The organism is Serinicoccus profundi, from assembly GCF_008001015.1.
Classification (GTDB): Bacteria; Actinomycetota; Actinomycetes; order Actinomycetales; family Dermatophilaceae; genus Ornithinicoccus; species Ornithinicoccus profundi.
The window spans coordinates 2084523-2099634 of record NZ_CP042862.1 but is presented as its reverse complement, the minus strand read 5'-3'; the positions used below and the strand labels follow the sequence as shown (position 1 = coordinate 2099634).

Sequence of the window (15112 nt, the reverse complement as noted above, 5' to 3'; positions counted from 1 at the left end):
ATGCTGCGCACCCTGGGCTCCGGTATGTCGAGCGTGCGCGCCTACGGCCTGCAGGACGTCCGCCGTGCCCTCGACGTCTGCGCGCAGGACCCGGTGACCAACGTCTTCGTCGCCGCCCGCATCCGGGAGAGCGGCCTCATCGGCACGCGGGGGCCGCTGTTCGGCTACGAGTCCGGCGGGGACCACGCGCTGTGCTGGTGCGCCGCCAACGTCGTCCCGGTCGAGGCCGGGCCGCGCGCGTTGGGGGCGCTGGCCGGCAAGGTCGTCAAGCGCCGCGCGAGCGCCAGCTCGATCTTCGGCCCGGCCGACCAGGTGCTCGACCTCTGGGCCCGGCTCGAGCCGCACTGGGGCGAGCCTCGCGAGGTCCGCCGCAGCCAGCCCGTGATGACCATGCAGGCCCTGCCCAGCTCGGTCGGGGTGCCGATCGACCCCCTGGTCCGCCCGGCGCGGGCCGAGGAGCTCGACCTCGTCGTCCCGGCGGCGGCCGCGATGTTCACCGAGGAGATCGGCTACCCGCCCTACCGCGGCAACGCCACGGCATACCGGCGGGCCGTGGCCGGGCTCATCGACCAGTCCCACACCCTGGTGCGCGTCGAGGACGGCGAGGTCGTCTTCAAGGCCGACCTCGGCTCGGTGGCGCTCGGGGTGGCGCAGGTCCAGGGCGTGTGGGTGCATCCGCGGTGGCGCGGCCAGGGGATGGCCGCGCCGGCGATGGCGGCCGTGGTCGAGCACACGATCCGCCACGTCGCCCCGGTCGTCACCCTCTACGTCAACGACTTCAACGCGCGGGCGCTCGCGACCTACCGCCGCGTCGGCATGGTGCAGACGGGGACCTTCGCCACGGTCCTGCTCTGAGGCGGCACCGGCCCAGGCGGGCTGTCAGGACACCGGGTCGGTGATCCGCTCGTGCAGGAACGCCCAGGCGAGCGCGTGCCAGGTCGCCCACTGCGCCGCGGTGCTCGCGCCGCCGTGCCCGCCCTCGGTGTTCTCCCAGTAGGTCACGTCGCGCCCGTGCTCCTCCAGCAGCGCCGCCATCTTGCGCGCGTGCCCCGGGTGCACGCGGTCGTCGCGGGTCGAGGTCGCGAGGTAGACCGGGGGAGTGGGGCGCTCGGGGTCGAAGCGGTGGTAGGGGGAGAAGGTCTGGAGCCAACCCCACTGCTCGGGGTCGTCCGGGTCGCCGTACTCCGCCATCCACGACGCACCGGCGAGCAGCTGGTGGTAGCGCGCCATGTCGAGCAGCGGCACCTGGCAGACGATCGCCCCGAAGTCCTCGGGGTAGCCGGTGAGCATGTTGCCCACGAGCAGGCCGCCGTTGCTGCGGCCGGTCGTCCCGAGCCGTGGGACGGAGGTGACGCCGCGGGTGACGAGGTCGCGGGCGACGCAGACGAAGTCCTCGTAGGCGCGGTGGCGGTTCTCCTGCAGGGCTCCTTGGTGCCAGCGCGGGCCGAACTCGCCACCACCGCGGATGCCCGCGACGACGTGGACGTGACCGTGCGCCAGCCAGGCACGCCCGACGATGGGGTCGTAGGCGGGGGTGAGGGCATGCTCGAAGCCGCCGTAGCCGTGCAGGACGGTCGGCGTCGTGCCGTCCAGCGGCAGGTCGGCGGGCCCGACCTGCCAGTAGGGCACCCGGGTGCCGTCGGCGGAGGTGGCCCACTCCTGGGTGACGCCCAGCCCGGAGGCGTCGAAGCGCGCGGGGGCCTGACGCAGCGGCTCGAGCGCGACGCCGTCGGTGGACTCGGTGGACTCCACGAGCTGAGCCAGGGAGAGGGTCATCGGGTCGAGGAAGCCGGTGGTCACCAGCCAGAGGTCGTCGCTCGCATGGTCGTCGACCGCGGACACGCTGACCGAGCGGAGACCGATCTCCAGGGCGTCGGTGAGGTCGGTGCTGACCCACCCGTCAGCGGTGGCCCGGTGCGCCTGGACCGTATGCCGCACGTCCCGCAGCGTGGTGGTGACCAGCTGGTGGGCGGTCCACGTCACGTCGACGAGCGCGGACCGGTCGTCCGGGGTGACGAGGCGGGCCCAGGGTGCCGACGTGGGGTCGGCGAGCACCGCGGCGAGCGGGGCCACGAGCAGCGAGCCCGGTGCGTGCTCGGTGGTGCCGTCGGGCCGCCAGGCGTGGCGGAGCTCGACCGCGACCTTGTCGCCGTGCACGGAGACGGACGCGGTCTCCGGCAGGTCCAGGGCCTGCACGCCGTCCCCGGTGACGACGAGGGTCTGCTCGCGGTAGAAGGCCGGAACCCGGGTGAGGACGGTCTGCGAGCGATCCTGGTCGTGGTGCACGAAGAGTCCCAGGTCGTCCTCGGGGATGGTGTGCACCACCTCGGCCTGCTCGACGGGGGTGCCGCGGCGCCAGAGGCGTGCGGTGCGGGGGTAGCCCGACCGGGTCGCGCCGGTCGGGTCCTGCGCGGTGGTGAGGTAGACGTGGTCGCGGTCCCGCCAGGCCAGCCGGCCCTTGGCCTCGGGCTTGGCGAAGCCCTCGGGCGCGGGCACGAACTCACCGGTCCCGAGGTCCAGCTCCCGGGTGGTGCCGGCGTCGGCGCCGCCCCGCGACAGGTGGACCAGCGCGCGGTCGCACCCGGGCCGGAGCAGGCTCGCGCCCTGCCACACCCACGGCACGTCCTCCTGCGCGGCCAGCGCGTCGACGTCGACGAGGACCTCCCACTCCGGGTCCTGCGTGCGGTAGGACTCCCAGCTGGTGCGACGCCATACCCCTCGCGGGTGGTCCGCGTCGGTCCAGAAGCCGTAGAGGTGGTCTCCCGCCTGGGCGACGAGGGGGATCCGGTCGCTGGCCTCCAGGGCCTCCTGGATCCCGCCGTGGAGCTGCGCGAAGCGCGGGTCGCCCCGCAGCCCCTCCTCGCTGGCGCTCGAGCGCTCGCGCACCCAGGCCAGGGCTCGCTCGGACTCGACCTCCTCCAGCCAGACGTGGGCGTCGGTCTGCTCGGTCTGCTCAGTCACCCACCTACCTCATCACACGCGTCCCAGGACACCGCGGGGCCTCGGCCCACCGCGGTGGGGAGGTGTCGCTGCAGCAATCCACGCACGGACGCGGAGCCAGGACTACCTTGACCCCTGGGTACCCGACCGGGCACCCGTCCGGAGTGACGAAGGAGTCCTCATGACATCTCGCCTGCGCCCTCGGCGCACGCTGGGCGCCGCGGCTGCCGCCGCCCTCATCACCACCTCGCTGGTGGCCGTGCCCTCAGGGGCCGCCCCGGCAGGGAAGACCGGCTGCGACAGCCGCACCAACAACACCTACGCCAAGCTCCTGGAGTGCGTCACCCTCGACGGCGTCCTGGAGCACATGGAGGCCTTCCAGGCCATCGCGGACGCCCACGGCGGCAACCGCGCCTCGGACACCCCGGGCTACCAGGCCAGCGTCGACTACGTCGTCGAGACGCTGGAGGCGTCGGGCTGGTCGGCCGAGGTCGTGCCCTTCACCTACGACGCGGCCGACTCCGAGCTCGACCAGCTGACCCCGCTGGCCGCGAGCCATCCGCACCGCTACGCCACGGGCACCGGTGAGGGCGAGGTCACCGCCGCCGTCGTCCCGGTGGACATCAACCTCGTCGGCGACCGGGCCAACACCAGCGGCTGCGAGGCGGCGGACTTCGCCGGCTTCCCCGCCGGCGCGATCGCGCTGGTCCAACGTGGGGGTTGCGCCTTCGGGGTCAAGGCGCTCAACGCCGAGGCGGCCGGTGCCGGCGGAGTGATCATCTTCAACCAGGGCGACACGAGCGCTGGTGACCGCTTCGGTGTCCTCAACCCGACGCTCGGCGGGCAGGACATCGTCGACATCCCCGTCGTCGGCACCTCCTTCGACTCGGGCGTCTCGCTGGCCCAGGCCGGCTCGACCGCCCGCGTGTCCGTGCAGTTCACCGAGGTCACGTCCTACAACGTCATCGGCGAGCTCGCCGGCCGGGCGGAGGGCAATGTCGTCATGGCCGGTGCCCACCTCGACTCGGTGACCGCTGGTCCTGGCATCAACGACAACGGCTCCGGATCCGCCGGGCTGCTCGAGGTCGCCCAGCAGATGAGCAAGTCCCGCCCCGAGAACACCGTGCGACTCGCCTGGTGGGGCGCCGAGGAGCTCGGTCTCATCGGCTCCACCGAGTGGGTCGGACAGCGGACGCCCGAGGAGCTCGAGGAGATCGCGCTCTACCTCAACTTCGACATGATCGCCTCGCCGAACTACTACTTCGGCGTGTATGACGCGAACGAGTCCAGCTTCGAGGCCCCGGTCACGGTGCCCGCCGGGTCGGAGCACATCGAGGGCACCTTCGAGTCGTTCTACACCCTGCGGGGCGAGCCCTACGACGACTCGGCCTTCAGCGGTCGCAGCGACTACCAGGCCTTCATCAATGAGGGCATCCCCTCCGGTGGTCTGTTCACTGGCGCCGAGGTCGTCAAGACGCCGGAGCAGCAGGCGGTCTGGGGCGGCGTGGCCGGTGAGTCCTTCGACCAGTGCTACCACCAGGCCTGCGACACGATCGACAACCTCAGCCACGAGGCCCTCGAGGTCAACGCGGATGCGGTGGCCTTCGCCGTCTTCCGCTACGCCATGTCGACCGAGGGCGTCAACGGCGTCCGGGGGGCGAGCGTCCCCGGCCGGTTCACCATCCCGGCCCCGGCCGGGCCGGAGCACACCTTCGCCGGTCCGCTCGGTGGCGACGACGGCCACGACCCAGACCACGAGGGCGAGCACGAGTAACCGCCCGGCCTGTGTGGTGGATGTGGGTCGCCCTGGCGACCCACATCCACCACACCCCACGGGTGGACGAGAGGTGGGGTGGCCGGGTGGCGACACCTAGGCTGAGGGGTATGCCTCTCGACGTCGCCGCCGTCCGCGCGCAGTTCCCGTCCCTGCAGTCCGGGATCGCCTTCTTCGACGGCCCCGGCGGCTCGCAGACGCCGAGCGCGGTGGCCGAGGCGGTGGCCGCCACGCTGACCAGCGCCATCTCCAACAGGGGCGTGGTGACCGCCTCGGAGCAGGCCGCCGAGGAGGTCGTCTCCAGCGCCCGCTCGGCCCTGGGCGACCTGCTGGGCGTGGAGCCGGGGGAGGTGGTCTTCGGCCGGAGCATGACCGCGCTGACCATGGACCTCGCCCGCACCCTGGCCCGGGAGCAGCGCTGGGGCCCCGGGGACGAGGTGGTCGTGACCTCCCTGGACCACGACGCCAACATCCGACCGTGGGTCCTCGCTGCGGAGGCGGCAGGTGCCACGGTCCGGTGGGCCGAGGTCGACGCCGCGACGGGTGAGCTGCCGCTCGAGGCGCTCACCGCCGTCCTGTCCGACCGGACCCGCCTCGTGGCCGTCCCCGGGGCGGCCAACCTCATCGGCACCCGGCCCGACGTCCGGCCCCTCGCCGACGCCGCGCACGCGGCCGGTGCGCTGGTGCACGTCGACGCCGTGCACCTCGCCGCGCACGCCCGGGTGGACCGGGCCGCGCTCGGGGCCGACCTGCTCTCCTGCTCGCCCTACAAGTTCTTCGGCCCGCACCTCGGGGTCCTCGCGGCGCGGGCCGACCTGCTGAAGGAGCTGCGGCCGGACAAGCTGCTGCCCTCCAGCGACGCGGTGCCCGAGCGTTTCGAGCTGGGCACCCTGCCCTACGAGCTGCTCGCCGGCGCGGCGGCGGCCGTCGACGTCATCGCGGGCTGGGGCGTGGGCGGCTCCCGACCCGAGCGGCTCACCAGCGCCTTCGCGGCCGTCGAGGAGCACGAGGACGCCCTGCGCGAGCGCACCGAGGACGGGCTGCGACAGGTCGAGGGGCTCACGCTGTGGTCCCGGGCCGCCCACCGCACCCCGACGCTGCTGTTCACGCTCGAGGGGGTGGAGCCGTCGGCCGTCCACCGCCACCTGGCCACCCGGGGCGTCAACGCGCCGGCCTCGCACTTCTACGCCTGGGAGCTCGCCCACCGGCTCGGGCTCGGCCCGGCCGGCGGGGTGCGGGTAGGGATGGCGCCCTACACGAGCACCGACGACGTCGACCGCCTGCTCGCGGGGGTCGCCGAGGTCGCGGCCGCCCGCTGACCACATGCCAGGCCCACCCGGGCCGGAATTGGCGTCGAAGCGCTGCGGGGCCGGAAGGTACCCTCGTAGCGCCGGGAACCCGGCATACCCCGCGACACCGTTCACCGAGGAGTGCCCCCACGTGGTCATGCGCCTGTCGACCCTGTTCCTGCGGACCCTGCGCGAGGACCCGGCCGACGCCGAGCTGCCCGGGCACAAGCTGCTCGTGCGCGCCGGCTACATCCGGCGGGCCGCCCCGGGCGTCTACTCCTGGCTGCCGCTGGGGCTCAAGGTCCTGCGCAAGGTCGAGGGCGTCGTCCGCGAGGAGATGGACGCCATCGGCGGCCAGGAGCTGAGCTTCCCCGCCCTCCTGCCGCGCGAGCCCTACGAGGCGACCGGCCGCTGGACCGAGTACGGCCCCAACCTCTTCCGGCTGCAGGACCGCAAGGGCGTCGACATGCTGCTGGGCCCGACCCACGAGGAGATGTTCACCCTCGCGGTCAAGGACATGTTCAGCTCCTACAAGGAGCTGCCGCTGACGCTCTACCAGATCCAGACGAAGTACCGCGACGAGGCGCGTCCCCGCGCCGGCCTGCTGCGCGGCCGCGAGTTCATCATGAAGGACTCCTACTCCTTCGACGTGAGCGACGAGGGGCTCGACGAGGCCTACGCGCGGCACCGCGAGGCCTACATCCGGATCTTCGACCGGCTCGGCTTCGACTACGTCATCGTCTACGCCGACTCCGGCGCCATGGGCGGCTCGGCCAGCGAGGAGTTCCTCGCGGTCAGCCCGATCGGCGAGGACACCTTCGTGCGCTGCGAGGCCTCCGGGTATGCCGCGAACGTCGAGGCGGTCGTCGTGCCCCAGGCGCCCGCCGTCGACGCCTCCGTCGTCGAGGCGATCCCCGCCGCCCATGTCGAGGACACCCCCGACAGCCCGACCATCGCGTCCCTGGTGGACCAGGGCAACGCGCTGCACCCGCGGGCCGACGGCCGGCCCTGGACGGCGGTCGACACGCTCAAGAACGTCGTGGTCCTCCTCACCCACCCCGACGGCACCACCGAGCCGCTGGCCATCGGCCTGCCCGGTGACCGTGACGTCGACGCCAAGCGGCTGGAGGCGCAGATCGCGCCCGCCACCTGGCGCCCCTTCGAGGAGGCCGACTTCGCCGCCTACCCGATGCTCGCCAAGGGCTACATCGGACCGGGTGTCCTCGGGGAGAGCACCGCAGACTCGGGCGGCAGCGGCATCCGCTACCTCCTCGACCCCTCTGTCGCCGAGGGCTCGGCATGGGTCACCGGCGCCGACGAGCACGGCAAGCACGTCTTCGACCTGGTCCTCGGCCGGGACTTCACCGCCGACGGCACCATCCAGGCCGCGGAGATCCGCGAGGGCGACCCCAGCCCGGACGGCGCCGGCACGCTCACCCTGGCCAGGGGTATCGAGATGGGCCACATCTTCCAGCTCGGGCGTAAGTACGCCGAGGCGCTGGACCTCAAGGTCCTCGACGAGAACGGCAAGCTCGTCACGGTGACCATGGGCTCCTACGGGGTCGGTGTCTCCCGCGCGGTCGCCGCCGTCGCGGAGGCCACCCACGACGAGCTGGGTCTGGTGTGGCCGCGCGAGCTGGCCCCCGCCGACGTCCACGTCGTCGCGACGGGCAAGGACCAGGCGGTCTTCGAGCACGCCGAGGGACTCGTCGCCGAGCTCGAGGCGCAGGGCCTGGAGGTCGTCTACGACGACCGGCCCAAGGTCAGCCCCGGCGTGAAGTTCAAGGACGCCGAGCTGCTCGGCGTCCCGACGATCGTCGTGGTCGGCAAGGGACTCGCCGACGGCGTGGTCGAGATCAAGGACCGCCGGTCCGGCGAGCGCCGCGAGGTCACGCTCGACGCCACGGTGACCGAGGTGCTCTCCGAGGTGCGGGGCTCGACCGCCACCTCGGCCGGCTGAGGTCGCGGGGGTGCTGGAGGCTCTCGATCTCGAGCCTCGGGTCCTGGTCTTCCTCGCCCTCGCCGCCCTGGTGGCCGGGTTCATCGACGCGGTCGTGGGCGGGGGCGGCCTCATCCAGCTGCCGGCCCTGCTCGTCGCCCTCCCCGGGGCGAGCCCGGTGCAGCTGCTCGCCACCAACAAGGTGGGCTCGATCTGCGGCACCACCACCAGCGCGATCACCTACCTGCGGCGGATCCGACCCGATCTGCGGACCGCCCTGCCCCTGGCCGGGGCCGCCTTCTGCGGCGGCGCGTCCGGTGCGGTGCTCGCCTTCTCCATCTCCAAGGCGGCCTTCAACCCGATCATCCTCGGCGTCCTCGTCGCGGTCGGTGCCTACACACTCATGAAGCCCTCGATGGGGCAGATGCAGGCCCTGCGCTTCGGGCACTCGAGGCGGCGGCACGTCGGGTCGACCGTCCTCATCGGTCTGGCGGTCGGCACCTATGACGGGGCGCTGGGGCCGGGCACCGGTTCCTTCTTCGTCTTCGCGCTGGTCAGCGTCCTGGGGTATGGCTTCCTCGAGGCCAGCGCCAAGGCCAAGATCGCCAACCTGGCCACCAATCTCGCAGCGCTGGTCGTCTTCATCCCCCAGGGGGCGGTGGTCTGGTCGGTGGGACTGCTCATCGGGGCGGCCAACGTGCTGGGCGGCTACCTCGGGGCGCGGGTCGCGGTGTCACGGGGCAGCGGCTTCGTGCGCATGGTCTTCGTCGTCCTGGTCGCCGCCTTCGTCGTCAAGATCGGCTACGACACCTGGGTGCAGTTCACCGGCTGAGCGACCGGGGGGACCGGTCGACCCCTCGACCTCCCGGGGCTGCGCCGATGTGCCGGTCAGCCGCCCGGCGCGTAGCCGGTGCCCCAGCGCTCGACATACTCCTCCAGGGAGTCCTCCCGGAGCGCCTCGCCGAGGGCCGACGTCTGCTCGCGGTCCACGATGTTGACCGACTGACCGGCGATCATGTCGAAGCCGGTGATGGGGACCATGAGGGAGATCGTGTCCTCCGGGTCGAGCTCGGTGAGCAGCGGCGCCAGCGCCACGAAGTCGGCGACGTCGAGGTCACCGGTCACCTTGACGTTGTCGCGCAGGTTGGCCACGAGCTCGGGGAAGTCCTGCGGATCCTCCTCGAGGCGCTCCTGCATCCGGTCCATCATCCCGATGAGGACGGCGCGCTGACGTTCGGTGCGGTCGAGGTCGCCGAGGGGCAGCGTCTTGCGCTCACGGGAGTAGATCAGCCCGTCGGTGTTCTCCAGCCAGATCTCCCCCTCCTCGAAGACCACCTGCCGCCCGGTCGAGCCGACCGTCACCGACGAGGCGTGCTGGTTGTCCACCTCGAAGCCCTCGAGCCATCGGGTGAGGTTGATGAAGCCCTGGAAGTTGGACTGCAGCACGTAGTCGATCTCGACCCCGCCGAGCAGATCGGACACGGTGGCCCGCAGGGTGTCGGTGCCGCCCCGGGCGAAGGCGGAGTTGATCTTGCCCTGCCCCAGACCGGGGATGTCGACCCACATGTCCCGGGTCAGCGAGACCAGGGCGATCTCCTCGCGGTCCTCGGGCAGGTGCATGAGCATGATGGTGTCCGAGGCGCCACCCATGGAGGCCGGATCGCGGGAGTCGGTGCCGATGAGCAGGATGGTCACCGGGCCGCCCCCGAGCGGCGAGGCCTCCGGCTCCTGCGTCGTCGGCTCGGGGCTGCTCGAGGTCGACGTGGCCGACGCTGCGGTGTCGTCGTCGCCGGTGGCGGTCGAGCCACCCGAGCCGGTCGCGCCGGCCGAGTCGGTCGCGGTGGTCGGGACCGCCGACGCGGGGGAGTCGGCTTCCGGTGGGGCGGAGGTCACCCCCGTGTCGGGCGCCGGCCCCGCGCTGGCCGTCCCCGTCGCACTGTCCGGGTCCGCCGAGGTGGGCGCGACCTGGGTGGAGGAGGTGTCGGCGCCGCCGCAGGACGCCAGCACGAGGGCTGCGGTGGCCGTGGCCAGGGCTCGGGAGATGCGCACGGGTCCATCCTCGCAAACTCGTGCACCGGTGGGGGCGCGCAGCACCGGATATGGACGTGACGAGGGGTCAGGGCAGCGACGCGGGGTCCGATGACGGGAGGCCGCAGACCGTTCCTCGGCAGACGAGCGCCTGCCCCGGTTCGAGCCCGTCGACCGGTCCGACCGCACCCATGACCAGGGTGCCCACCGGGGTATGCCGTGCCGCCCGCACCAGCTCGGGGGACGCGTCGGGGCCGAGCTGGACCGTGACCGGCCCGGCGGCGAGCTCCTCCATCGCCACGAGCGACCAGCCGGCGAAGCGAGGTGCGTGCTGGGCGGGAGCTGTCACGACGCGCAGCGCCTCGTCAGCACGCTCCAGCAGGTCGGGGCGAGCGCCTTGGGCCCCCGCTCGGACCAGGGGGAGCGCGAGGGCCGACAGACCGCCCGGCTCGGCGTTGTCGCCGGTCGTCGTGGGTGTGACGAAGAGCTGCTCGCCGTCGTGCCCGGTGGCCGCGAAACCTCCGTCCGGTTGGCCGAAGAGGTCGACCCCACGCTCCAGCAGCTGCTCCGCCTCGACCAGCCAGTGCGGGTCACCCGTGGCGCGGTGCAGGGCCAGGAGGCCGTCGGCGAGGTTGCCGAAGTCCTCGGCGACGGCCAGCGCACCGCCGACGACGCCGTCCCGCGAGCTGCGGCGCAGCCGTCCGTCGACGACGTGCTCGCGCAGCAGGAAGCGCGCGCACCGAGCGGCCAGGTCGACCCAGTCCTCCTCGTCGAAGACCCACCCTGCGTGGGCCAGGGAGCTGATGAGGAGGCCGTTCCACGCCGTCACCACCTTGTCGTCCCGGCCCGGCTGCGCGCGCAGGCTGCGGGTGACGTCCAGGCGCTGCCGGATCCCGGCATACCACCGCCAGTCCGCGGGGTCCTCGCGCAGCTGGAGGGTCGAGCGGCCGTGCTCGAACGTTCCGCGGCTCGTGACGCCCAGCAGGTCGGCGGCCCGCTCGCCGTCCTCGGGGCCGAGGGCGGCCGCCAGCTCGGACCGGGTCCAGGTGTAGGTGGCTCCTTCGACGCCGTCGGTGTCGGCGTCCAGCGAGCTGGCGAAGGCCTCCTGCTCGGTCCACAGCTCACGCACGAGCCACTCGACGGTCTCGCGGACCACCCGCTCGGCCCACGGGCGGGACGTCTCGTCGGTGCGCGCCAGGTCGGCATACACCCCGAGCAGCAGGGCGTTGTCGTAGAGCATCTTCTCGAAGTGGGGGACCACCCAGGCCCGGTCGACGGCATACCGGGAGAAGCCGCCGCCCACCTGGTCGTAGGTGCCGGACCGGGCGAGGTGCTCAGCGGTGGACCGGACCATGTGCAGCGCCCGCTCGTCGCCGGTGCGGGCGTGGTGGCGCAGCAGGAAGGCGAGCACCATCGACGGGGGGAACTTCGGTGCCCCGCCGAAACCTCCCCACTGCGGGTCGTGCTCGGTGCCCAGCGTCGCCACGGCCGCGTGCAGGTCGAGGTCGGTCCCGACCCGCGTGGACGCGGCTCGCGCATGCGCCTCCTGCAGCGCGGAGGTGATCTGGCCCGCGCCCTCCTCGAGCCGGTCGCGGTCCTGCTCCCACTGCTCGGCGGCGGTCCGCAGCAGCTGCAGGAACTGGTCGCGGGGCAGGTAGGTGCCTGCCCAGAACGGCTCGCCCGAGGGGGTGAGCAGGCAGGTCATCGGCCAGCCGCCCTGACCGGTGAGCGCGGTGGTGGCGCTCAGGTAGGCCGCGTCGACGTCCGGGCGCTCCTCGCGGTCCACCTTCACCGCGACGAAGCCCTCCCGAAGCACCTGAGCGACCTCCTCGTCCTCAAAGGACTCGTGCGCCATGACGTGGCACCAGTGGCAGGCGGCATACCCCACGGACAGCAGGACGGGGCACCCGCGCCGACTCGCCTCGGCGAAGGCGTCCTCGCCCCACTCCCACCAGTCCACCGGGTTGTGGGCGTGCTGCAGGAGGTAGGGGGAGGTGCTGCTCTGCAGGCGGTTCGGCATGGGCCCAGTCTGCCCCGTTCGTGCGAGACCCCACGGGTGGGGCGGCTCAGGGCAGGGTCATCCCCGGGAAGGCAACCTCCGGAGTCCCCAGCTGCGCGCCCCAGAGGGTGGCCTGCATGACGAGCCGGAGGTATGCCTCGACCTGTTCGGTGTCGGCGCCCGCCCGGTCGCCCACCCTGAGCACCGACGGGGCGATGTCCTGGACCACGGCACGGGCCAGGGCCCGCCGTTCGGTGGCGTCCGCCAACGGCTCCGGCAGGTCGTAGCCCAGCGGCGGCACCGGGGCGGCGTCCCCCGCCAGGGTGGTGAGCGAACGGGTCACCGAGCGCAGGTCGGCCAGCACGGACTCATAGGTCTCGCGCTCCTCGCCCCCGGACCGGGCCGCGACCACCTCCAGGGCGAAGACCGCAGGTCGTGTGGTGGCCAGCACCGGGACCGCCGCTGTGCCGGTCGGTCCGACGAGCTCCGGCCAGTCCGTCCCGGCTCCGAGGCCCTCCGCGGCCGAGAGGTGCTGAGCGGCGAGCGCCAGCAGCATGGGCCGGTGCACCGGGGTCGAGCCCGCGAGGTCGGTGAGGACCGCGGGGAGGTCGTCCCGCACCTGACGGCCGACGTCCAGCAGGTCCAGGGGCTGACCCGAGGAGACCGCGGCATCGTCAACTGCGGCGTCGGAGGTCGCGGGCGCAGAGTCCCCCGCTCCGCCTCGCAGGGTCGACATGACCAGGTCGAGCCGCTCCACCTGCACCAGCCAGAGCTCGTCCAACGCCTGCGCCTGTCGGCGTCGGGCGCCGGGAGGAGCGGTCCGGGCGAGCAGCATCCGATAGCGCTCCACCCGGTCGCGGGCCTGCTGCAGCAGCGCGAGGTCCGGCGCCTCGCGCCCACCATCGGGTGCGGCGGTGGGGTCGGGCGACCACGGCGTCCGCAGGCGTTCACCGCTGCACCCGGCCAACACCGCGCAGGCTCCAGCCCACGCTCCCACGCGTAGCAGGCCGCGGCGGGAGGAGGCGATGGCGGGCATGACCGCCATCCTCGCAGACGGTAGGGTGTGTGACCCCGAGCAGCACCGCGCCGGGCATCCCTGGGTGCCCGGCCCGACCACAGCAGAAGAGACGAGGAGCTCCGCATGGACGCACGCGCAGCAGCCGCGACGATCACGCAGCACACCTCCGAGGCGCTGGGCCGTGGTGGTCTCGACGTGGTCGTCGACGAGGTCACCGTCCAGGAGGCCGGCCGACGCCGCCTGGTGCGGGTCTTCCTCGCCCGTGACCTCTCCTCGCTGCCCGCCGACGACCTGACCTCCCCCGTAGAGCCGCTCAGCCTCGATGAGGTGTCGGAGGCGACCCGGCTCGTGTCGGCCGCCGTGGACGGCTGCGACATCATGGGCGAGCGTCCCTACACCCTCGAGGTGAGCTCGACCGGTATCGATCGGGCGCTCACCCGCCCCGAGCACTTCCGGCGCAACGTCGGTCGGCTGCTCAAGGTGGTCCGCACCGACGGCACCAGCACCACTTCCCGCCTGACCTCCGCCGGGCCCGAGCAGCTGCAGCTGGAGGACCTGGACCACCCGCTGCCGCTGTCCGAGGTGACCCGGGCCCAGGTCCAGGTGGAGTTCACCCGTACCGACGCGAAGGACGCATGATGGATATCGACATGGCTGCCCTCCGCCTGCTCGAACGTGAGCGTGAGATCCCCATGGACGTCATCGCTGAGGCCATCGAGCAGGCCCTGCTCTCCGCCTACCAGCGGATCGACGGGCACGCCCGGCAGGCCCGTGTCGAGCTGGACCGCAAGAGCGGCCACGTCACGGTCTGGGCCCGGGAGGACGCCCCGGTGCTGGAGGACGGCACCCGCGGCGACCCCGGCCCGGAGTACGACGACACGCCGGAGGGCTTCGGCCGGGTGGCGGCCTCGACCGCCCGTCAGGTCATCACCCAACGGATGCGCGACCTCGAGGACGATGCCATCCTCGGTGACTTCCGTGGGCGAGAGGGCGACATCGTCTCCGGGATCATCCAGCAGTCCAACGACGCGCGTCGGGTCCTGGTCGACTTCGGCACCATCGAGGGGGAGCTACCGATCTCCGAGCAGGTCCCGGGGGAGACCTACGAGCACGGGCAGCGGCTGCGCTGCTACGTCGTCAGCGCCAAGCGCGGGATGCGCGGCCCGCAGATCATGCTCTCGCGGACGCACCCCAACCTCGTCCGTCGGCTGTTCGTCCTGGAGGTGCCGGAGATCGCCGACGGGACCGTCCAGATCGAGGCCTTGGCCCGGGAGGCGGGGCACCGCACCAAGATCGCCGTCCACTCGACCGTCCCGGGCGTCAACGCCAAGGGCGCCTGCATCGGGCCCATGGGCCAGCGGGTGCGGGCCGTCATGGCCGAGCTGCAGGGCGAGAAGATCGACATCGTCGACTACGCCGAGGACCCGGCAGCCTTCGTGGCCGCGGCCCTGTCCCCGGCACGGGTGTCCTCGGCGTTCGTGGTCGACCCCCGGGCCAAGCAGGTCCGGGTCGTCGTGCCCGACTACCAGCTCTCGCTCGCCATCGGCCGTGAGGGGCAGAACGCCCGGCTCGCGAACCGGCTCACCGGCTGGAAGATCGACATCAGGGCGGACACCGAGGAGCAGGTCGACGCCGAGGCCGGCGCACCGTCGGCCGACCCCGGCGTGTAGCATGAAGGGTCGGAACGGAGTTGACTCCTCCACGCGGGCAGGGCGACCTGTCCGCACCTGTGTGGGGTGTCGGCGCCGGGACGAGCAGGCCGCGCTGCTGCGGCTGGTCGCTCGACGGGACGACGACGGATCATCATCTGTCGTCGCCGACGAGCGCAGACGTCTCCCGGGGCGAGGTGCCTACGTGCATCCCCGCCCCGAGTGCGTGGAGTCCGCAGTGGCTCGTCGCAGCGTCATCCGCGCCCTCCGCCTCACGGCTACGGCGCGTATCGACCTGGCGGACGCGCCACCACGGGGCGCCGGAGCAGCACGGATGAAAGGACCTCACCGGACCGACCGGACCGGTGAGACGCAGCACGGGCGGGCCCGACGGGCCTGTCATCGAGGACACCGGAAGCGGGTTTGACGCTGATGAGCACCCGATGAGTACTCAGCGATGAGCACCCACCAGCACT

Annotated in this window: 12 protein-coding genes; 8 read left to right on the top strand and 4 right to left on the bottom strand. The window is 72.8% G+C overall.

Annotated elements, in window-relative coordinates; all coding sequences use genetic code 11:
• Complete coding sequence (locus FA582_RS09655) at window positions 1-855, top strand: GNAT family N-acetyltransferase (RefSeq protein WP_010147639.1); 855 nt, start codon at window positions 1-3, stop codon at window positions 853-855.
• Between the two features lie 24 nt (window positions 856-879).
• Here the strand turns inward: FA582_RS09655 and FA582_RS09650 are convergent, their stop codons facing one another.
• The gene (locus tag FA582_RS09650) at window positions 880-2961 is read right to left on the bottom strand and encodes a prolyl oligopeptidase family serine peptidase (protein ID WP_147899802.1); all 2082 of its coding nucleotides are present in this window, start codon (window positions 2959-2961) and stop codon (window positions 880-882) included.
• A 160-nt stretch (window positions 2962-3121) separates the two neighbouring features.
• Between FA582_RS09650 and FA582_RS09645 the strand changes: the two genes are divergently transcribed.
• The 4 genes from FA582_RS09645 to FA582_RS09630 all read left to right on the top strand — a co-directional run bounded on the left by FA582_RS09645 (window position 3122) and on the right by FA582_RS09630 (window position 8774).
• Window positions 3122-4714 (top strand): M28 family peptidase, encoded by a 1593-nt coding sequence (locus FA582_RS09645; RefSeq protein WP_010147637.1) that lies wholly within the window; start codon window positions 3122-3124, stop codon window positions 4712-4714.
• Between the two features lie 110 nt (window positions 4715-4824).
• Window positions 4825-6033, top strand: a complete 1209-nt coding sequence (locus FA582_RS09640) for a cysteine desulfurase-like protein (RefSeq protein ID WP_010147636.1) — start codon at window positions 4825-4827, stop codon at window positions 6031-6033.
• A 127-nt stretch (window positions 6034-6160) separates the two neighbouring features.
• Window positions 6161-7963 carry a proline--tRNA ligase gene (locus FA582_RS09635; RefSeq protein WP_033228930.1) on the top strand — a complete coding sequence of 601 codons (1803 nt, stop codon included), beginning with the start codon at window positions 6161-6163 and terminating at the stop codon, window positions 7961-7963.
• A gap of 10 nt (window positions 7964-7973) precedes the next feature.
• Window positions 7974-8774, top strand: a complete 801-nt coding sequence (locus tag FA582_RS09630; RefSeq protein WP_010147634.1) for a TSUP family transporter — start codon at window positions 7974-7976, stop codon at window positions 8772-8774.
• Window positions 8775-8830: 56 nt separating this feature from the next.
• Here the strand turns inward: FA582_RS09630 and FA582_RS09625 are convergent, their stop codons facing one another.
• The 3 genes from FA582_RS09625 to FA582_RS09615 form a co-directional block, all read right to left on the bottom strand.
• On the bottom strand, window positions 8831-9991 hold the full coding sequence (locus tag FA582_RS09625; protein ID WP_010147633.1) for an LCP family protein: 1161 nt from the start codon (window positions 9989-9991) through the stop codon (window positions 8831-8833).
• A 67-nt stretch (window positions 9992-10058) separates the two neighbouring features.
• Complete coding sequence (locus FA582_RS09620; protein WP_010147632.1) at window positions 10059-11990, bottom strand: thioredoxin domain-containing protein; 1932 nt, start codon at window positions 11988-11990, stop codon at window positions 10059-10061.
• 46 nt (window positions 11991-12036) lie between these two features.
• Window positions 12037-13005, bottom strand: coding sequence for a DUF4439 domain-containing protein (locus FA582_RS09615; RefSeq protein ID WP_010147630.1), 969 nt, complete (start codon window positions 13003-13005; stop codon window positions 12037-12039).
• Window positions 13006-13110: 105 nt separating this feature from the next.
• Between FA582_RS09615 and FA582_RS09610 the strand changes: the two genes are divergently transcribed.
• The 3 genes from FA582_RS09610 to FA582_RS09600 are packed head-to-tail and all read left to right on the top strand — an operon-like array spanning window position 13111 to window position 15063.
• Entirely contained in the window at window positions 13111-13626 is a 516-nt protein-coding gene (locus FA582_RS09610) for a ribosome maturation factor RimP (RefSeq protein ID WP_010147629.1), read from the top strand.
• Window positions 13626-14657 (top strand): transcription termination factor NusA, encoded by a 1032-nt coding sequence (gene nusA / locus FA582_RS09605; protein WP_010147628.1) that lies wholly within the window; start codon window positions 13626-13628, stop codon window positions 14655-14657. Before FA582_RS09610 ends, nusA begins: the two co-directional genes overlap by 1 nt.
• Before the next feature lies 1 nt (window position 14658).
• Window positions 14659-15063, top strand: coding sequence for a YlxR family protein (locus FA582_RS09600; protein ID WP_147899801.1), 405 nt, complete (start codon window positions 14659-14661; stop codon window positions 15061-15063).
• The last annotated feature ends 49 nt before the right edge of the window (window positions 15064-15112 follow it).